The sequence below is a fragment of the Massilia sp. YIM B02769 genome (assembly GCF_030411995.1).
Classification (GTDB): Bacteria; Pseudomonadota; Gammaproteobacteria; order Burkholderiales; family Burkholderiaceae_D; genus Telluria.
Genome location: NZ_JASNRC010000002.1, coordinates 312,253 through 329,663, shown reverse-complemented (window position 1 = coordinate 329,663; position 17,411 = coordinate 312,253). Strand labels below are relative to the sequence as shown.

Here is a 17,411-nt window from a genome sequence, read left to right as displayed (position 1 = left end):
ATTCGATCAAGCGCGCAGGGCAAGCCATTGCAACGCCGCCATGCGCGCTTTTTCGGATCCTCAGGCGGCCGAGGCCGGGCGGAAACCAAGTGTCGCCGAAATCTGCCCGGCGGTCTGCACCAGGTCGTCGAGCCAGTCTTCCTGCAGGCGGTCGGCCGGCGCCGAGATCGACAAGCCCGCCACCAGCTTGCCGCCGTCGTCGTAGATGCCGGCGGCCATGCAACGTACCCCCAGCTCCAGCTCCTCGTTGTCGCGCGCATAGCCGCGCGCGCGCACCAGGCCCAGCTCGCGTTCGAGCTTGGACAAATCGGTGATTGAATTCTTGTTGTGACCGGCCAGGCCGGTGCGGGTGGCATAGGCGCGGATTGCCTTGGCCTCGTCGACCGACAGGAACAGTTTGCCGGTGGAAGTCAGGTGCAGCGGCCCGCGTCCGCCGATCGCGCGCACCACCTGCATGCCCGAGCGTTCGGAAAAAGCGCGGTCGATGTAGACGATTTCGTCGCCCTGGCGCACCGACAGGTTCACGGTCTGCTGGGTCTTCTTGTGCAGGGCACGCATGAAGTCGAGCGCCGCTTCGCGTACCGACAGCCGGCTCTTTACCACATTCCCGAGTTCCAGCAGGCGCATGCCGAGGCGGTAGGTACCGGGCTCGACGCGGTCGACGAAACGCGTAACCACCATGTCGTTCAGGATGCGGTGCGCAGTGGAAGGGTGCAGGCCCGAGACCTTGGAAAGTTCCTTCAAACTGACCGGGTCGGGATAGGTCGCCAGGGCGTCGAGCAGCGCGACCATGCGTTCAATCACCTGGATCGAGGTCTTGGCTGGTTCAAGGGTGTCGATTTTCATGATGTGGTTGGTGCAGTGCAGTATCGTTCTACTTTATACCATAATGCGAAAAACAGTGACGGATTCGCTAGTGTCCGGCGTCTAATGCATAATGACAGTTCTGCATGTTTAGTCGGAAATTAAATGGAAGAGCCAATCAGCGAGTTCAAGAGCAAGAGCGGATTCAGGCGCATTGTCAACGCCTCGAATTATTCGATCCAGGGCCTGATGACGGCCTGGCGCATCGAGCATGCCTTCCGCCAGGAAGTGCTGGTATTCGTGCTGGGCGTGATCTTTGCCTTCGTGTTGCCGGTGTCCGGCTTCCAGAAGCTGGTGCTGATCGGCGTGCTGTTGCTCGTGCTGATCGTCGAACTCATCAACTCGGCCTTCGAGGCCGTGGTCGACCGCATCTCGCTGGAGCGCCATCCGCTGTCGAAGAACGCCAAGGACTTCGGCAGCGCCGCTGTCGGCCTGACGGTTTTACTGGCGGCAATGACCTGGGGCACAGTTCTTTATAACCGGTTTGGGTGATAACTCGACAAGCTTATATAAAATGCTCCACAATAGATGCGATGGCTTCCGGCGGCGTCATGGTGACGCCTGTCCGGGCCTGTCCTGATTACGGAGATAAACATGAGCTTACGCCTTGGCGACACCGCACCTGATTTTGAGCAAGATTCCAGCATCGGCCGACTCCGCTTCCATGAGTGGGCGGGCGATTCCTGGGTGGTCCTGTTTTCGCACCCGGCCGACTTCACCCCGGTCTGCACCACCGAACTGGGCCTGACCGCCAAGCTGAAACCGGAATTCGACAAGCGCAACGTGAAAGCGATCGCCCTGTCGGTCGACGCCGCCGAGCAGCACAAGAGCTGGATCAAGGACATCGAAGAAACCCAGCAGACGGTGGTTGGCTTCCCGATCATTGCCGATGCCGACAAATCGGTCTCCGCGCTGTACGACATGATCCACCCGGAACAATCGGCCACCGCCACCGTGCGCTCGCTGTTCGTCATCGACCCGAACAAGAAAGTGCGCCTGACCATCACCTACCCGATGAGCACCGGCCGCAACTTCGACGAAGTCCTGCGCGTGATCGACGCCCTGCAGCTGACCGACGGCTACACCGTGGCCACGCCGGGCAACTGGAAAGATGGCGACGACGTGATCATTCCTCTGACGGTGCAGGATCCGGCTGTGCTGGCTGAAAAATATCCAAAGGGCTTCACCTCGCCGAAGCCTTACCTGCGCTTGACGCCGCAGCCGAACAAATAATCGGCGTCTGCATCCTCCGCTCAATCGAACATTGGTCGGAGGGAGTAGGGTGGACTCCCGAGTCCACGCGGTACGACGTCAATATGTCGAAACCCATCCCGGTAGGGGCGCGTACGTTGGCGTCCCGGCAAGGCCGCATGGAATCATCGATAAGACCGCGTGGACACAGGTGTCCACCCTACAAAAGCAACATCCCCGTATTCCTGCCCCATTCCTAACCTCAGCCTCCGCATAAGCAAATAAGGAAGCTGTCGTTTGTCCCACGGCTGACCCGGCTTACTCTTGGGTTCACCTGAGGGACCATGCATGTTAATCACCTACATCACCGCCGGCTTCGCGGTCGGCTTGCTGGTCGGTATGACCGGCGTTGGCGGCGGGTCGCTGATGACACCGCTGCTCACCTTGCTGTTCGGCGTGTCGCCCACCGTCGCGGTCGGCACCGACCTGGCCTTTGCCTCGATCACGAAAAGCGCCGGCACCATCACCCACCGCTTCAACAACACCGTCAACTGGGCCATCGTGCGCCGCCTGTGCATCGGCGCCTTACCCGCCGCCCTGGCCGCCACGCTCGCGCTGCGCCACTTCGGCGCCCTCGATGCCCACATCGGCCAGGTGATCCGTTACTCCATCGCCGGCTCGGTAATGCTGACCGTGATCGCGCTGCTGTTCCGCCGCCGCATGATCGCCTGGATGGCCGCGCATCCCGAGCGCCAGCTGCAGGGCAGGGCGCTCAGCACCGCCACGGTCGTCTCCGGCGCCATCCTCGGCGTGCTGGTCACCGTGTCGTCGATCGGCGCCGGCGCCATCGGCGCGACCCTGCTGGTGCTCCTGTATCCGAAGCTGACCCCGGCCGAAGTGGCCGGCACCGACATCGCCTACGCCGTGCCGCTGACCGCGATTGCCGCGGTCGGCCACTGGTGGCTGGGCTCGATCGACTGGATGCTGTTGCTGACCCTGCTCATCGGTTCGCTGCCCGGCATTACCCTCGGCTCGATGCTGGCGCGCAAGGTGCCGGAGCGCTTCCTGCGCGCGCTGCTGGCGCTCACGCTCACCGGCGTCGCCGCCAAGCTGGTGTTCTGAACGTCCAGTACGCTAATAGCTTGCAGGTCTATGCAAATGATTAATCCTTCGTTTGTAATATAAAGACTGCGTGAGATTATCGAGGCCTGTTAGAAGAAAATGTAATAAGGCCTCCATGAAAAAGACACGCGCGCCTGGCCGGGTGATCCCCGGCTTCGGGCTCTCGCTCGGGTTCACGATCTTTTATCTCGCACTGATCGTGCTGATCCCGCTGTCCGCCGTGTTCCTGAACACCTTCACCATGAGCTGGGAAGCGTTCTGGCGCGCCGTCACGTCCGAGCGCGTGATCGCTTCCTACAAACTCAGCTTCGGCGCGTCGCTGATTGCGGCAAGCTTCAACGTCGTCTTCGGCGGCATCGTGGCCTGGGTACTGGTGCGCTACCGCTTCCCTGGTAAACGCTTCGTCGACGCCCTGGTCGATTTGCCGTTCGCGCTGCCGACCGCCGTGGCCGGCATCACCCTGACTTCGCTGTATTCGGCCAACGGCTGGATCGGCCAATACCTCGACAAGCTCGGCATCAAGGTCGCTTTCACCCCGCTGGGCGTGGTGGTGGCGCTCACCTTCATCGGCTTGCCGTTTGTCGTGCGCACAGTGCAGCCGGTGCTGGAAGAAGCCGAGCGCGAGCTGGAGGAAGCATCCGCCAGCCTGGGCGCGAGCCCGCTGCAAACCTTTATCCGCGTGGTGTTGCCGGGCATCGTGCCGGCGCTGCTGACCGGCTTTGCGCTGGCATTCGCGCGCGCCACCGGCGAATACGGTTCCGTGATCTTCATCGCCGGCAACCTGCCGATGGTGTCCGAGATCACGCCGCTGTTCATCATCACCAAACTGGAGCAGTACGATTACGCCGGCGCCACCGCGATCGCGGTCGTGATGCTGGTCTTCTCGTTCATCCTGCTTCTCACGATCAATCTGCTCCAGGCATGGACGCGCAAACGGGCAGGGAAGAAATGAGCGCCGTATTAGATAAACCTACAGTGGCCGCACCGCGCAGCCTTGCGCGCGCCCCGCAAACCAATACCTTCGAACCGCGCTGGGTGCGCTGGACGCTGATCGCCATCGCGCTCACCTTCCTCACCCTGTTCCTGTTCGTGCCGCTGGTCGCCGTGTTCACCGAGGCGCTGAAGCGCGGCTGGGACACCTATGTCGAATCCATCCTCGACCCGGATGCGATCTCGGCCATCAAGCTGACCCTGATCGCCGCCGGCATCGCCGTGCCGCTGAACCTGGTGTTCGGCGTGGCCGCAGCCTGGGCGATTGCCAAGTTCGACTTCAAGGGCAAGAGCATCCTGCTGACCCTGATCGATTTGCCGTTCTCGGTGTCGCCGGTGATCGCCGGTTTGATCTACGTGCTGCTGTTCGGCGCCCAAGGCTGGTTCGGCGAATGGCTGGCCGCGCACGACATCAAGATCCTGTTCGCGGTGCCGGGCATCGTGCTGGCGACGGTGTTCATCACTTTCCCGTTCGTGGCGCGCGAGCTGATTCCGCTGATGCAGCAGCAGGGCACCGAGGAAGAAGAGGCCGCGCTGGTGCTGGGCGCCTCGGGCTGGCAAACCTTCTGGCGCGTGACGCTGCCGAACATCAAATGGGGCTTGCTGTACGGCGTGATCCTGTGCAACGCCCGCGCGATGGGCGAGTTCGGCGCGGTGTCGGTGGTGTCGGGCCACATCCGCGGCGAGACCAACACCATGCCGCTGCAGGTGGAAATCCTCTACAACGAATACAACTTCACGGCCGCGTTCGCGATCGCGTCGCTGCTGGCGCTGCTCGCGCTGGTAACGCTGGCCGTCAAATCCTTTATCGAATGGCGTCTGCACCAGTCCAGGAGCGCAGACAACGGCACCACGGAGCGCACGCAATGACCATCGAAGTCCAACACATCCGCAAGCAATTCGGCCAGTTCACGGCGCTCGACGACGTTACTCTGCAGTTCCCCGACGGCCAGTTGACCGCCTTGCTCGGCCCTTCGGGCTGCGGCAAGACCACGCTGTTGCGCTGCATCGCCGGCCTCGAGCATCCGGACTCGGGTTCGGTCCTGCTCGACGGCCAGGATGCCTCGCACCGCCACGTGCGCGAGCGCCAGGTCGGCTTCGTGTTCCAGCACTACGCGCTGTTCAAGCACATGACCGTGTTCGAGAACGTGGCATTCGGCTTGCGCGTGAAGCCGCGCAAGGAGCGTCCGAGCGAAGCGCAGATCCGCGAGAAGGTCAAGCGCCTGCTGGAACTGGTGCAGCTCGACTGGATCGCCGACCGCTATCCGCCGCAGCTGTCGGGCGGCCAGCGCCAGCGTATCGCCCTGGCGCGCGCCCTGGCAGTGGAGCCGCGTGTGCTGCTGCTCGACGAACCTTTTGGTGCGCTGGACGCCAAGGTGCGCAAGGAACTGCGCCGCTGGCTGCGCCGCCTGCACGACGAACTGCACGTGACCTCGATCTTCGTGACCCACGACCAGGAAGAAGCGCTGGAAGTGGCCGACCAGGTGGTCGTCATGAACAAGGGCCGCGTCGAGCAGCTCGGCACGCCGGAAAGCGTGTACAACGCGCCGGCCTCGCCCTTCGTCTACAGCTTCCTGGGGAACGTGAACCTGTTCCACGGCCGCGTGCACGACGGCGTACTGGCCAGCGGCGACGCCCTGTTCGACGCGCCAAGCCTGAACGGCGTCAGCAATGCCGACGGCATCGGCTACGTGCGTCCGCACGACCTCGACGTGGAGCGCTACACGCCGGGGCAGGAGGGCATCGTGGTCAAGCTGCGCCGCGCGCACGCGATCGGCCCGCTGGCCCAGCTCGACCTCGAGCGCGAAGACAATGCCCAGCTGATCGAAGCCGTGATCCCGAATGAGCGCTTCAGCCGTCTCGGCTTCAAGGAAGGTGAGACGCTGGTGGTGCGTCCGCGCCGTATTGAGGTGTTCGTCGACCAGGGAGGCGGCATATGAACTTCCAGCAGCTGCGCTCGGTGCGCGAAGCGGCGCGCCGCAACTTCAACCTCACCGACGTGGCGAACGCGTTGTTCACGTCGCAGCCGGGCGTGTCGCGCCAGATCCGCGAGCTCGAGGAAGAACTCGGGGTCGTCATCTTCGAGCGCAACGGCAAGCGCCTGACCGGTCTCACCGCGCCGGGCAAGGGCATCCTGAAGATTGTCGAGCGCCTGCTGGTGGAAGCGGAAAATCTGGCGCAGGCGAGCCAGGAGTTCGCCGACCAGGACAGCGGCACGCTGACGATTGCCGTCACCCACACCCAGGCGCGCTATGCGTTGCCGCAGGTGGTGCAATCCTTCCGGTCGGCCTTCCCGAACGTGCGCATCGCCCTGCAGCAGAGCGCGCCGGAGCACATCGCCGAATACGTGCTGTCGGGGCGGGCCGATATCGGCATCGCCACCGAGGGCTTGTCGGCGTTTCCGGACCTGGTGTCCTTCCCGTGCTACCGCTGGAGCCACGTGGTGGTGGCGCCGGATGGGCATCCCCTCTTGGGCAGCACGCCGCTCAAGCTGGAAGACCTGGCGAATTATCCCTTGATTACCTACGACGTCGGCTACACGGGCCGCAGTCATATCGACGAAGCGTTCCGCACGGCCGGACTGTCGCCGGACATCGTGCTGACGGCCATGGATTCGGACGTCATCAAGCAGTACGTGTCGCTGGGGATGGGCGTGGGGATCATTGCGTCGATGGCCTTCGACCACGGACGCGACAAGGGGCTGCGCGCGGTGGAGTCCTCGCATCTGTTTGCGCCGAATGTGACGCGGCTTGCCGTGCGGCGCGGGGCTTACCTGCGCGCCTATGCTTACCACTTCATCGAGCGCTTTGCGCCGGGGTTCACGCGCTCGGATATCGAGCGGACGCTGCAGGTGGAAGTCGAAGCGAACTGATCGTGTTATCGGCGCTTTAGCGATCGATCACCCGGTAACGATCGACGCGTGGACGGGTCTCCCGTCCACGCGTTCACATCACGTCAATCGGCCCGTGCGCGCTTACTGCCCCGGGTTAGTGATGCGCGCATGAATCGCATCGATCGCATCCGTCACCTCGCGCGGCAGCACGATTTCCGCCGCGTCGATGTTCTCCTTCAACTGCGCCAGATTGGTTGCCCCAATGATGGTCGACCCCACGAACCAGCGCGAATAACACCAGGCCAGCGCCATCTGCGCCGGCGTCAAGCCGTTCGCCCGCGCCAGCGCTGCGTACTCGCGCGTGGCAGTCAGCACCTCGGGCCGCACGTAGCGCGGGCTCCAGTTCGGCGGGAAGATCGTCAGCCGGCCATGCGCCTTCGGATCGTCGATGTACTTGGCTGTCAGCTGCCCGAACGCCAGCGGGCTATAGGCCAGCAGACTCACCTCTTCGCGGAAGCAGGTTTCATCCAGCAGCGTAGTCTCGAAAGCCCGCGCCGTCAGGTTGTACAGGTTCTGGATCGTCGCGATGCGCGGCAGACCCTTGGTCTCCGACTGCTTGATCCACTCGCTCACGCCCCAGGGGCTTTCGTTCGACACGCCGATGGCGCGGATCTTGCCGGCCGTGACCAGCTCGTCCAGCGCACCCAGCGTGTCCTCGATCGGCACGCTCGCGCGTTCGCGCTTCGGATTGAAGCTGTTCGAACCGAAGATCGGCACGTTGCGGCTCGGCCAGTGCACCTGGTAAAGATCGATGTAATCCGTCTGCAGGCGCTGCAAACTAGTTTCCACCGCCGCGCGCACGTTCACCGCATCGAGGTTGTGCGACGCGCCGCGGATCCAGGGCATGTTCGTATTCGGCCCCGCGATCTTCGAGGCGATCACCAGGTCGTCGCGCCGGCCGCGCTTGTGCAGCCAGCTGCCGATGAAGCGCTCGGTCGATCCCTGCGTTTCCGCGCGGCCCATTACCGGGTACATCTCCGCGGTATCGATGAAGTTGATGCCGCGCTCGACCGCATAATCGAGCTGGGCGTGCGCCTCGGTCTCCGTGTTCTGCTCGCCGAAGGTCATCGTGCCCAGGCAGACCTTTGAGACCTGCAAATCGCTGCGGCCCAGCTGTGTGCGTTCCATGCTTATCCCCTCAAGGCATCCGCGCATTCGCGCACCAGCGCCGGGCCGCGGTAGATCAGGCCGCTGTACAGCTGCACCAATTGGGCGCCGGCTTCCATCTTCGCCTTGGCGTCCGCACCCGACAGGATGCCGCCGACGCCGATGATCGGGATGTCGTCGCCGAGCTCCTTCTTCATCGCGCGCACCACGATGTTCGACAGATCGAACACCGGCATGCCCGACAGGCCGCCGGCTTGATGGCCGTGGCGCAGGCCGACCACGTGGTTGCGGCTGAGCGTGGTATTCGTGGCGATCACGCCGTCGATCTTGTGGCGCAAGAGGGCGCCGGCGATGTTCTGGATCTGGTCGGCGTCGATGTCCGGGGCGATCTTGAGAGCCAGCGGCACGTAGCGGCCGGTGTCGTCGGCCAGGCGCGTCTGCTCGGCCTTCAGCTGGGCCAGCAAATCGTCGAGTTCCGAGGCGCCCTGCAGCTGGCGCAGGTTCTTGGTGTTCGGCGAGGAGATGTTCACCGTGACATAGCTCGCGTACGGGTAAACCTTGCGCAGGCAGTGCAGGTAATCCTCGGCGGCGCGCTCGATCGGCGTGTCGGCGTTCTTGCCGATGTTCAGGCCGAGCACGCCTTGCTTCTCCTGGTGGAATTTCGACGCCTGGACATTCGCGACAAACGCATCGACGCCGCCATTGTTGAAGCCCATGCGGTTGATGATGCCTTGCGCGGCCGGCAAGCGGAACATGCGCGGCTTCGGGTTGCCGGCCTGGGCGCGCGGGGTGACGGTGCCGATTTCGATCGAGCCGAAGCCGAGGGCGGCGAGGCCGTCGATGTAGGCGCCGTCCTTGTCGAGACCGGCGGCCAGGCCGACCGGGTTCGGGAAGGTGATACCCATGACGGTGCGCGGATCGGGCGCGGGTTTCTTGAACATCCCCGTCATGCCGCGTTCGGCGGCACGGCGCAGGGCCGGCAGGGTCAGGTTGTGGGCGGTTTCAGCTGGCAGCGTGAACAGCAGGGGACGGGCGAGGGTGTACAGGAGTTTGTCGGACATGGAACGCTCGTAGAAAGGATCGCAAGCATTGTACCTGTACCGACACGTAGGGTGGACGGCTTGTCATTCAGTCCCCCGGACTGAATGACTCCACGCGTTGATAGTTCGCCGCAAGATTATCCGGCCTGGAATCGGAGTCCGTAACGATCAACGCGTGGACGGCATAGCCCCGTCCACCCTACCGTTCCAGGATGCCCCACTTGCCGCCGATGCGCGCTTCCAGCGGCCGGAAATTCGTTTTATACGCCATCTTCGGACTCTGCTCGATCCAGTAGCCGAGGTAGACATAGGGCAGCCCCAGTTCCTGCGCCTGGCCGACCTGCCACATCACGTTGTAGGTGCCGAAGGAAGCGCCCACCACGTCCGGGTCGAAGAAGGTGTACACCGATGACAAGCCATCGGACAGCACGTCGATGATCGACACCATGCGGAGCAGGCCGTCGGGTTCGCGGAACTCGACCAGGCGCGTGTTGACCCGGCTTTGCAGCAGGAACTGGGCGTACTGGTCGCGGCTGTCCTGGTCCATGCCGCCGCCGACGTGGCGCGTGGTCTGGTAGCGCAGGTAAAGCGCGTAGTGTTCGTCCGAGAAGGCCAGGTTGGCGACCATCGCCTTCAGGTCGCCGTGGCGCTTCCAGGCGCGGCGCTGGGTGCGGCTGGGGGCGAACTCGGCGCAGCGCACGCGCACCGGGATGCAGGCCTGGCAGCCGTCGCAGTAGGGGCGATAGGTGAAGATGCCGCTGCGGCGAAAGCCGTTCTTCACGAGCTCGGAATACACGTCGGCGTTGATCAGGTGCGACGGCGTGGCCACCTGCGAGCGTGCCTGGCGCGCGTCGAGATAGCTGCACGGATACGGTGCGGTCGTGTAGAACTGCAGCGTGGAGAAGGGCAGGTCGTTTAGGTGCGTCATGCAAGACTCTCGGGACGGCGTGATGGACCTATTCTAACGAATGCAGGGGCGCGCACGGTTAAGCAGTCAACAGTGTGCCCGCCCTCACAGCGGCGGCGCGACTTCCCAGGCTTCGATCGCCGGTTCGCGGATCGCCGCGCGCAGGTGCTGCAGGAAGGCGCTGCGCGCGATCGGCGCCGCACCGAGCGAAGCCAGGTGGCCGGTCTCCTGCTGGCAGTCGATCATGCGCACGCCCTGCGAACGCAAAAAGGCGACCAGGTAGGCCAGCGCCACCTTCGAGGCGTCGGTGGCGCGCGCGAACATCGATTCGCCATAGAACATGCGGCCGATGCACACGCCGTAGGCGCCGCCGACCAGTTCGCCATCGAGCCAGACTTCGGACGAGTGCGCATAGCCCATGCGGTGCAGGCCGGTGTAGCCGTCGATGATGTCCTCGGAAATCCAGGTGCCGGGCCCGTCCTTGCGCGGCGCGGCGCAGGCGCGCATCACGGCCTCGAAATCGCTGTCGAAGCGCACCTGCCACGGGCCGCCGCTCGTGCGGCTGCGCTCGACGCGGCGCAGGGTTTTCCTGAGGCTGTCGCTGACCTTGAAGTGGTCGGTGTACAGGACCATGCGCGGGTCGGTGCTCCACCAGAGGATGGGCTGGCCTTCGGAAAACCAGGGGAAGATGCCGTTGCGGTAGGCTTGCAGCAGGCGCTGCGGAGACAGGTCGGCGCCGGCCGCGAGCAGGCCGGGCGCATCGATGGTGAGCGCCTCGGACACGTCGGGAAACGGCGTATGTGCCTCGAGCCAGGGAATCATGCCTTGCCCTTCAGTCTGGTTCGCGCGGTGCAATCATCGGGCGGACGATGTCGTGGGTGTGCACGCCATAGCCCACGTCCTTCCCGCCCTCGCGCATTTTGACGCGGTCGGCAAAGAACAGTTCCAGCGTCTTGCGGATCGTCGGGAAGGCGAGGTCGTCCCAGGGAATCTCGCTTTCGCTGAAGAGTTGCACCTCCAGGCTTTCTTCGCCGGGATGGAACTCGAGGTCGACCAGGCGCGCGAGATAGAACATGTGGACCTGGTGCACGTGGGCCACGTTCAGCAGCGCGAACAGGCGGCCGAGTTCGATGTTGGCGCCGGCTTCTTCCTCGGTTTCGCGTGCGGCCGCTTCGCCCGTGGTTTCGCCGTTTTCCATGAAGCCCGCCGGCAGCGTCCAGTAACCGTAGCGCGGTTCGATGGCGCGGCGGCACAGCAGGACTTGCAGCTGGCCCTCGTGTTCCCAGACTGGAATCGTGCCGATCACGTTCTTCGGATTCTGGTAATGGATCGTGCCGCACTGCGTGCACACATGGCGCGGCCGGTTGTCGCCCTCGGGTATGGCCAGCGCGACCGGGTGGGCGCACTCGGAACAGAATTTCATAGATAGTGACGAAAATGAACGTGTGCCTACTTTACACCGAATGGCCCCGGCTGTGCCGCGAGCGCAGCCCGGCAGTAGCGACGTGTCCGGCTGCGCGCGCAAGGGTGTGTGCTGCAATCGCACATCGGCTGAGCATTGGATTTGCCTAAACGGCCGGAGCCGCGTATAATTCATTTCATCAGACGCGGGGTGGAGCAGTCTGGCAGCTCGTCGGGCTCATAACCCGAAGGTCACAGGTTCAAATCCTGTCCCCGCAACCAAATTCGAAAAGCCGCTGTTTCTTGCAAAGGAAACAGCGGCTTTTTCCATTTCCAGCCGGACACAATCGATCTGGATCAAAGGTGCTGCGTTTTAGTGGCACTTGTCGAGCTTGGCATTGTCGAACGAGAGACTGGCTCGGCTGTGGGTGTCCACAGCGCGCCGAGGATGCCATGCTGATCTGGAGCAGACTATGGGTTCGACCATGATTACTGTTGACGACATCAACGAGGCCTGGGGCTGGGTGGGGCTGACCGCTGTCGAAGTGCTGGGCGCCAATGCCTTCGGTAACCTCATCATCCGCGACGCCGACGGCAGCTACTGGCGCCTGCGTCCGCAAGACCTGTGCTGCGAACCGGTCGCCGAAGACCGCGCCGCGCTCGATGCCCTCTCGTACAACCAGGACTTCCTGAACGACTGGTACATGCCGGAACTGGTGGATCTCGCCGAGTCCACGCTCGGCCCGCTGACCGAAGACCGCCGCTACTGCCTCAAGATTCCGAGCGCGCTGGGCGGGCATTACGGGCGCGAGAACCTGGCCACGGTGCCGCTGTCGGAATTGATCCGGTTCTCGGGCGAGGGCGCCCAGCATCTCGAAGGCTTGCCGCGCTGGTGTTGAGGATTCGGCGGCTGCGTCACGGCTTGTGGTGTTGTAGGGTGGACATTCGTAGTGCTGGCATTTAGCCAGCCCTACTGTCCACGCGGTCTCACCGGTTGATCATCGATACGGTCAGCGAATGAACGCGCACATGTGATTGGCTCATTGTGCGACCTGCAAACTCGCCCGGAGTGTCGTAGGGTGGGGACTCGTCCCCACCTGCCTCACTACAAACTCGCCCAGAGGTAAGCCGCCGCCATGGTCCGGTGCGGCGCATAAGCCGCCAGCCAGGTTTGTGCCTGCGCGATCGACGGCTTCTCCGCCATGCCCAGCAACCGCCCGATCGCACTGCGCACCGCCACGTCGCCTTCCAGCGAACAATCGGCATAGCCATACCCGCGCAGCAGCGTGTAATTCACGGTCCACGGCCCGATGCCCTTGACCGCCAGCAGCTTCGCCGCGCTCGCCTGCGGATCGTCGTCCAGGCGCAAGTCCAGCTCGCCATCCGCCACCATCCGCGCCACGCGCAGCAAGGTCTCTGCTTTCGCGCGCGAAAATTTGCGGCTGGTGAGCACGTCCAGCTCCAGTCGGGCGACGTCGCCGGCTTCGGGATAGCACCACAGTCCACTGCTATGCACACGGCCCGCCTGCCCGATGAACGTCCGGCGCAAACTGATCGCAAACGGCAGATTGATCTGCTGGCCGATGATGGCCCAGGTCAGCGCTTCGAACACCGTGGCAGACTGGACGATGCGCAGTCCCGGCTGGCGCGCGACCAGCGGACCGAAGCAGGCATCGTCGCGCACGAAATCGGCAAACGGCGCCGGATCGATGCGCAGGGCCAGCATGCTGCGCAGCGCTTCGTCCGGCAGTAGCTGCGCCGCAGCGCCAAGCTCGCCGTCCGCCGCGATACGGCAATGCGCCGCGTCCTGGACGAACTCGATCTCGAACAGCACCGGCACCCCGTCCAGCAGCACCGCCTTGCGCAGCGTTCGCCCGCTGACCTGCTCGGCCACACCCTCGGCGTCGCGCGCATGGAAAGCCAGCACCTCGTCCACCCGGTACCCCGGCGGCAAGGTCAGGATGAAGGTCTGCCCGAACATTACTTGCCCACGCTCGCGGTGGCGGCACGGCCGAGGCGCGGGACGAAGCCGGTCACCAGCGCCGTCCCGACCAGCACGATGCCCGAGCCCGCCAGCGTATGCCAGCCGACCGCTTCACCTAAAAACAGCGCACCCCACAGGATGCCGAACACCGGGTTCAGGAAGGTAACCGTCAATGCCGAGGTCGGCCCGACTTTTTCGATCAATTTGAAGTAGATCAGGTAGGCGATGCCGCTGCACACCACGCCCAGCGCCAGCACCGCGGCCCACACGCCCGGCGTGGGCGTTGCCGGCGCCGGAAAGAAGGGCAGGGCCGGCAGCACGAACAGGGTTGCCGCCCACATGGTGCCGTGGGCGTTCGCGAACGGTTCGACGCTCTTGGCCGACTTCGCATACAAACTGGCGATGCTGTAGCACAGCGCCGCCGCCAGCGCCGCCGCAACCGCGAGCGCCGCGCCGGGACGCGTCGAGACGTCGTCGAAACCGACCAGCAGGGCCACGCCGGCCGTGCCCAGCACCAGGCCGAGGCCGGTGCGCCCGGTGATCTTCTGGCGGCCCCAGGCGGCGCCGAGCAGGGCGCCCCACATCGGCGCGGTGGCGTTCAGCACCGACAGTACCGAGGCGCTCAAGGTGCGCGCGCCCCAGGCGAACAGCAGGAAGGGCAGGGCGGAATTGAAAAAGCCCAGCATCAGGTAATGCTTCCAGTTGGCGCGGAGGTCGAGGCGCTTGCGCAGCGCCAGGCCGACCAGGGCCAGGAACAGCGCGGCGAACAGCACCCGGTATTCGATCAGCACGGCAGGCCCGAGTACCGGGGCGCCGATGCGCATGAAGAGGAAGGAACCGCCCCAGATGGCGGCGAGCAGCAGGAGACGCAGGAAGTTGGACGTGTTCATCTTGTTATTGTCGGCAAAGGCGCATCGTGACGCGCGGTGCCGTGGCCGCGCATCCTCGTTATTGCTGTTGAATCCGGCCTAGTTCTGGCGGGCGCAGACCTCGGTCGACGCCGGCTGCGGCGCGGCCGCGTGCGGCACCAGCATCGCCGGCGGCACACCGTTCTTGATGGCGGTCATTTCGGCCAGGATGGCGATCGCGATCTCGGCCGGGGTCTTGCTGCCGATATACAGGCCGATCGGGCCGTGCAGGCGATCCAATTGTTCGTCGTTCAGGTCGAACAGTTTCAGGCGCTCGCGGCGGCGCGCATTGTTGACGCGCGAGCCGATCGCGCCCACATAAAAGGCCTCGGACTTCAGTGCTTCCATCAGCGCCAGGTCGTCGAGCTTGGGGTCGTGGGTCAGCGCCACCACGGCGCTGCGCGCATCGAGGCGCGATTCGATGACGAGGTCGTCGGGCATGGCATGCACCAGGTCGACGCCGGGCACGTTCCAGTCGGCGCGGTATTCCTCGCGCGGATCGCAGACGATGACGCGGTAATCCATGCCGCTGGCCACTTGCGCCAGGAAGCGCGACAGGGGGCCGGCGCCGATGATGAACAGGCGCCAGCGCGGGCCGTGGAGGGTGTACAGGGCTTCGCCTTCGACGCGCAGCACGGCGCCGGGGGAGGCGGGCGCGAGCGTCACCGCGCCGCTGTTCAGGTCGATGCGGCGTTCCAGCAGTTCGCCGCCTTCGAGGCGGTGCAGCAGTTCGCCGATGCCGCTGGCGGTCGTCAAGGGTTCGATCGCCAGTTCGATGGTGCCGCCGCAGGGCAGGCCGAAGCGGTGGGCGTCGTCGGCGCTGATGCCGTAGCTGACGACGTGCGGTTTGGCTTCCGGCGAGATGCCCTTGGCGCGCACGTTCTCGATCAGGTCGTCCTCGATGCAGCCGCCGGAAACCGAGCCGATCACGCGGCCATCGTCGCGCACGGCGAGGGTGGCGCCGATCGGGCGCGGGCTCGAGCCCCAGGTCTTGATCACCGTGACCAGTTCGCAGCGGTGTCCCGCGGCGATCCAGCTGGCGGCGGTTTTCAGTACGTCGAGGTCGAGGCTATCCATGGTTCAGGGTGCTGGCGCTGCTGGGGTAGGGATAACAATCATACAAAAAAAGCGTGGATTGCGTCGGCGGGGAGAATGGGTGCTGCGGGTCTGCCTTTGGAGGCGTAGGCGGGGCGATGGCTGCGCAGCCTGAACATGGCCGACACGATGCGGATTTCCGCGTGGGCACGGGGTGCCCACCGTACGGTTCAAGCCAGCAATACTTTCCAAGGATCGGGAACGTTACCCGTACGGTGGGCACCCCGTGCCCGCGCGGAACGATGCGCATGGTTGGCGTCGTTTGAACGATGTCATTCGCAAACCGAGCCACGTCCCCATGAAGGACACGCGGCCCTTCAGATCAAGGCGTAATCGGACGCTTGCCAGCCCGTTTCGCCTTCACATCCGCCACCGCCGCATCGATCGCGGCAAGACGCGCTGCCATGCCCGGATGGTTTGCGGTATGCCCGTTCGCCACGCTGGCCGGATAAGCCGCCGCGAAACGCTTCCAGAACGCCGAGGCGCCCTCGATGTTGTAGCCGGCGCGCGCCAGCAGGTAGATCGCGAGGCGGTCCGCCGCGGCGTCCGAACCGGCCGGCATCGCCTTGATACCCGCGGAACCGTTCAGCATCGACAGATCCGGCGTCACGCGCGTGAGGTTGGTCACCACACTGTCGATGGTCGCCGAATTGCGCTGCGCCGCCGGGTGGCCCAGCATGTTGTGCGCCATGGTGCGCGCCACCACATAGGCCAGCTCGTCGTCGCTCCTGGCCACGCCGATCATGCCGCGCGTGACCATCACGCGCCCGCCGTCGGCATAGGCATTCACGTTGTCCGCATTGCCCAGTTCGATGGCGAAGCTGCAGGCGCGCGTGACCGGCACGTTCAGGTCGCGGTTGTTGCCGTTGCGCTCGATGGTGAGCGGCAGGGTCGGCTGCGAGGCCACGATCGGGCCGAACACGGCGCCGGCGCCGGCCAGCGCGTTCGCACCGGTCGGCAGCGGCTTGCCGCCGGCGGCCACCAGGCCATCGCCCAAGCGCAGGCCGGCTTTCGCCGCACCGCTGCCGGCCAGCACGCCGGTTACTTGCAGGCGTTCATCCATCCCGAAGGCCACGTGGGCGGCCTCGTTGTATTCGCCCGGGTACGAGTAGCGGTTCTTCGCCGTGAAGCCGAGCAGGTTGCGCGCGTGCTTGGTGCACAGCTCGGCGTTGTCGATCAGCAGCGGCGCGGCCACGCGGTACAGGCGGTCTTGCAGCGCCGCCATTTTGGTGAGCGTGTCGGCCGCGGCGGCCATTTGCGGAGTCAGTTGCCGGGCTTGCGGCGTTTCGGCGGCGGTGTTCGGAAAGCCGCCGGTCTGGCCGCTCGGGCCGGGGGTGGCGCAGGCCGCCAGCAGCGTGGCGATGGATACTGCCAGCGCCGCAGGGCGCAGGCGATGGATGCGGATCATGGTCCTCCTCGGGTTATTGTTTTCCGGTGCTGCCGAACCCGCCGGCGCCCCGTTCGCTGGATGCGAACTCCTCTACCACGTTGAAGCCCACCTGCAGGACAGGCACGATCACCAGCTGCGCCAGCCGGTCGAGCGGCTGCAGCGTGAAGCTGGCATGGCCGCGGTTCCAGGTCGACACCATGAGCTGGCCCTGGTAGTCGGAGTCGATCAAGCCTACCAGATTGCCCAGAACGATGCCGTTCTTATGGCCGAGCCCACTGCGCGGCAGGATCATCGCGGCATAGCCCGGATCGGCCACGTGGATCGCCAGGCCGGTCGGAATCAGGACGGTCTGGCCCGGCTCGATGACGAGCGGCGCATCGATGCAGGCGCGCAGGTCGAGCCCGGCGCTGCCGGGGGTTGCATAGGCCGGCAGCACTTCCTTCATGCGCGGGTCGAGGATTTTGACGTCGATGGTTTTCATTCGTGTACTTCGTGAATCGGGTGGATCAAGTGAAATCG

At 64.7% G+C, this 17,411-nt stretch carries 19 protein-coding genes and 1 tRNA gene; 9 read left to right on the top strand and 11 right to left on the bottom strand.

Annotated elements, in window-relative coordinates:
• Positions 1-60: 60 nt before the first annotated feature.
• On the bottom strand, positions 61-846 hold the full coding sequence (locus QPK31_RS04225; protein WP_229438283.1) for an IclR family transcriptional regulator: 786 nt from the start codon (positions 844-846) through the stop codon (positions 61-63).
• Positions 847-969: 123 nt separating this feature from the next.
• Between QPK31_RS04225 and QPK31_RS04220 the strand changes: the two genes are divergently transcribed.
• From QPK31_RS04220 to QPK31_RS04190, 7 genes are all read left to right on the top strand, one after another.
• Complete coding sequence (locus QPK31_RS04220) at positions 970-1,356, top strand: diacylglycerol kinase (protein WP_290421696.1); 387 nt, start codon at positions 970-972, stop codon at positions 1,354-1,356.
• A 102-nt stretch (positions 1,357-1,458) separates the two neighbouring features.
• Positions 1,459-2,097 (top strand): peroxiredoxin, encoded by a 639-nt coding sequence (locus tag QPK31_RS04215; RefSeq protein WP_290421695.1) that lies wholly within the window; start codon positions 1,459-1,461, stop codon positions 2,095-2,097.
• A gap of 306 nt (positions 2,098-2,403) precedes the next feature.
• Positions 2,404-3,177 carry a sulfite exporter TauE/SafE family protein gene (locus QPK31_RS04210; protein WP_290421694.1) on the top strand — a complete coding sequence of 258 codons (774 nt, stop codon included), beginning with the start codon at positions 2,404-2,406 and terminating at the stop codon, positions 3,175-3,177.
• Between the two features lie 115 nt (positions 3,178-3,292).
• Entirely contained in the window at positions 3,293-4,129 is an 837-nt protein-coding gene (gene cysT / locus QPK31_RS04205) for a sulfate ABC transporter permease subunit CysT (protein ID WP_290421693.1), read from the top strand.
• The gene (gene cysW, locus QPK31_RS04200) at positions 4,126-5,037 is read left to right on the top strand and encodes a sulfate ABC transporter permease subunit CysW (RefSeq protein WP_290421861.1); all 912 of its coding nucleotides are present in this window, start codon (positions 4,126-4,128) and stop codon (positions 5,035-5,037) included. Before cysT ends, cysW begins: the two co-directional genes overlap by 4 nt.
• On the top strand, positions 5,034-6,107 hold the full coding sequence (locus QPK31_RS04195) for a sulfate/molybdate ABC transporter ATP-binding protein (protein ID WP_290421692.1): 1,074 nt from the start codon (positions 5,034-5,036) through the stop codon (positions 6,105-6,107). Before cysW ends, QPK31_RS04195 begins: the two co-directional genes overlap by 4 nt.
• Positions 6,104-7,039 carry a CysB family HTH-type transcriptional regulator gene (locus QPK31_RS04190; protein WP_290421691.1) on the top strand — a complete coding sequence of 312 codons (936 nt, stop codon included), beginning with the start codon at positions 6,104-6,106 and terminating at the stop codon, positions 7,037-7,039. The genes QPK31_RS04195 and QPK31_RS04190 overlap by 4 nt, the downstream gene beginning before the upstream one ends.
• 102 nt (positions 7,040-7,141) lie before the next feature.
• Here QPK31_RS04190 and QPK31_RS04185 read toward each other — a convergent pair whose 3' ends face one another.
• The 5 genes from QPK31_RS04185 to QPK31_RS04165 form a co-directional block, all read right to left on the bottom strand.
• Positions 7,142-8,188 (bottom strand): aldo/keto reductase, encoded by a 1,047-nt coding sequence (locus tag QPK31_RS04185; protein ID WP_290421690.1) that lies wholly within the window; start codon positions 8,186-8,188, stop codon positions 7,142-7,144.
• Positions 8,189-8,190: 2 nt separating this feature from the next.
• Positions 8,191-9,228, bottom strand: a complete 1,038-nt coding sequence (locus tag QPK31_RS04180; RefSeq protein ID WP_290421689.1) for a quinone-dependent dihydroorotate dehydrogenase — start codon at positions 9,226-9,228, stop codon at positions 8,191-8,193.
• Positions 9,229-9,406: 178 nt separating this feature from the next.
• A complete protein-coding gene (locus QPK31_RS04175; RefSeq protein ID WP_290421688.1) occupies positions 9,407-10,135 on the bottom strand; it encodes an arginyltransferase in 729 nt (242 codons plus the stop codon).
• A gap of 84 nt (positions 10,136-10,219) precedes the next feature.
• Entirely contained in the window at positions 10,220-10,936 is a 717-nt protein-coding gene (aat, locus tag QPK31_RS04170) for a leucyl/phenylalanyl-tRNA--protein transferase (RefSeq protein WP_290421687.1), read from the bottom strand.
• A 10-nt stretch (positions 10,937-10,946) separates the two neighbouring features.
• Complete coding sequence (locus tag QPK31_RS04165) at positions 10,947-11,537, bottom strand: NUDIX hydrolase (protein ID WP_290421686.1); 591 nt, start codon at positions 11,535-11,537, stop codon at positions 10,947-10,949.
• A 183-nt stretch (positions 11,538-11,720) separates the two neighbouring features.
• Between QPK31_RS04165 and QPK31_RS04160 the strand changes: the two genes are divergently transcribed.
• Positions 11,721-11,797, top strand: a tRNA-Met gene (locus QPK31_RS04160).
• Between the two features lie 203 nt (positions 11,798-12,000).
• Positions 12,001-12,414 (top strand): T6SS immunity protein Tdi1 domain-containing protein, encoded by a 414-nt coding sequence (locus QPK31_RS04155; protein WP_290421685.1) that lies wholly within the window; start codon positions 12,001-12,003, stop codon positions 12,412-12,414.
• A 206-nt stretch (positions 12,415-12,620) separates the two neighbouring features.
• Here QPK31_RS04155 and QPK31_RS04150 read toward each other — a convergent pair whose 3' ends face one another.
• The 5 genes from QPK31_RS04150 to dut form a co-directional block, all read right to left on the bottom strand.
• Complete coding sequence (locus tag QPK31_RS04150) at positions 12,621-13,496, bottom strand: DNA-3-methyladenine glycosylase (protein WP_290421684.1); 876 nt, start codon at positions 13,494-13,496, stop codon at positions 12,621-12,623.
• Positions 13,496-14,389, bottom strand: coding sequence for a DMT family transporter (locus tag QPK31_RS04145; protein WP_290421683.1), 894 nt, complete (start codon positions 14,387-14,389; stop codon positions 13,496-13,498). The genes QPK31_RS04150 and QPK31_RS04145 overlap by 1 nt, the downstream gene beginning before the upstream one ends.
• A gap of 78 nt (positions 14,390-14,467) precedes the next feature.
• The gene (locus tag QPK31_RS04140; protein WP_290421682.1) at positions 14,468-15,484 is read right to left on the bottom strand and encodes an XdhC family protein; all 1,017 of its coding nucleotides are present in this window, start codon (positions 15,482-15,484) and stop codon (positions 14,468-14,470) included.
• Between the two features lie 340 nt (positions 15,485-15,824).
• Positions 15,825-16,910, bottom strand: a complete 1,086-nt coding sequence (locus QPK31_RS04135; RefSeq protein WP_290421681.1) for a M48 family metallopeptidase — start codon at positions 16,908-16,910, stop codon at positions 15,825-15,827.
• Positions 16,911-16,923: 13 nt separating this feature from the next.
• Positions 16,924-17,373, bottom strand: coding sequence for a dUTP diphosphatase (dut, locus tag QPK31_RS04130; protein WP_290421680.1), 450 nt, complete (start codon positions 17,371-17,373; stop codon positions 16,924-16,926).
• Positions 17,374-17,411: the final 38 nt, after the last annotated feature.

Coding starts and splice junctions, on each gene's coding strand:
- QPK31_RS04155 (WP_290421685.1), top strand. CDS start 12,001: ATGATTACTGTTGACGACATCAACGAGGCCTGGGGCTGGGTGGGGCTG.
- QPK31_RS04220 (WP_290421696.1), top strand. CDS start 970: ATGGAAGAGCCAATCAGCGAGTTCAAGAGCAAGAGCGGATTCAGGCGC.
- QPK31_RS04150 (WP_290421684.1), bottom strand. CDS start 13,496: ATGTTCGGGCAGACCTTCATCCTGACCTTGCCGCCGGGGTACCGGGTG.
- QPK31_RS04185 (WP_290421690.1), bottom strand. CDS start 8,188: ATGGAACGCACACAGCTGGGCCGCAGCGATTTGCAGGTCTCAAAGGTC.
- QPK31_RS04215 (WP_290421695.1), top strand. CDS start 1,459: ATGAGCTTACGCCTTGGCGACACCGCACCTGATTTTGAGCAAGATTCC.
- QPK31_RS04195 (WP_290421692.1), top strand. CDS start 5,034: ATGACCATCGAAGTCCAACACATCCGCAAGCAATTCGGCCAGTTCACG.
- QPK31_RS04145 (WP_290421683.1), bottom strand. CDS start 14,389: ATGAACACGTCCAACTTCCTGCGTCTCCTGCTGCTCGCCGCCATCTGG.
- QPK31_RS04175 (WP_290421688.1), bottom strand. CDS start 10,135: ATGACGCACCTAAACGACCTGCCCTTCTCCACGCTGCAGTTCTACACG.
- QPK31_RS04140 (WP_290421682.1), bottom strand. CDS start 15,484: ATGGATAGCCTCGACCTCGACGTACTGAAAACCGCCGCCAGCTGGATC.
- QPK31_RS04135 (WP_290421681.1), bottom strand. CDS start 16,910: ATGATCCGCATCCATCGCCTGCGCCCTGCGGCGCTGGCAGTATCCATC.
- cysW (WP_290421861.1), top strand. CDS start 4,126: ATGAGCGCCGTATTAGATAAACCTACAGTGGCCGCACCGCGCAGCCTT.
- QPK31_RS04165 (WP_290421686.1), bottom strand. CDS start 11,537: ATGAAATTCTGTTCCGAGTGCGCCCACCCGGTCGCGCTGGCCATACCC.
- QPK31_RS04190 (WP_290421691.1), top strand. CDS start 6,104: ATGAACTTCCAGCAGCTGCGCTCGGTGCGCGAAGCGGCGCGCCGCAAC.
- QPK31_RS04210 (WP_290421694.1), top strand. CDS start 2,404: ATGTTAATCACCTACATCACCGCCGGCTTCGCGGTCGGCTTGCTGGTC.
- dut (WP_290421680.1), bottom strand. CDS start 17,373: ATGAAAACCATCGACGTCAAAATCCTCGACCCGCGCATGAAGGAAGTG.
- QPK31_RS04225 (WP_229438283.1), bottom strand. CDS start 846: ATGAAAATCGACACCCTTGAACCAGCCAAGACCTCGATCCAGGTGATT.
- cysT (WP_290421693.1), top strand. CDS start 3,293: ATGAAAAAGACACGCGCGCCTGGCCGGGTGATCCCCGGCTTCGGGCTC.
- aat (WP_290421687.1), bottom strand. CDS start 10,936: ATGATTCCCTGGCTCGAGGCACATACGCCGTTTCCCGACGTGTCCGAG.
- QPK31_RS04180 (WP_290421689.1), bottom strand. CDS start 9,228: ATGTCCGACAAACTCCTGTACACCCTCGCCCGTCCCCTGCTGTTCACG.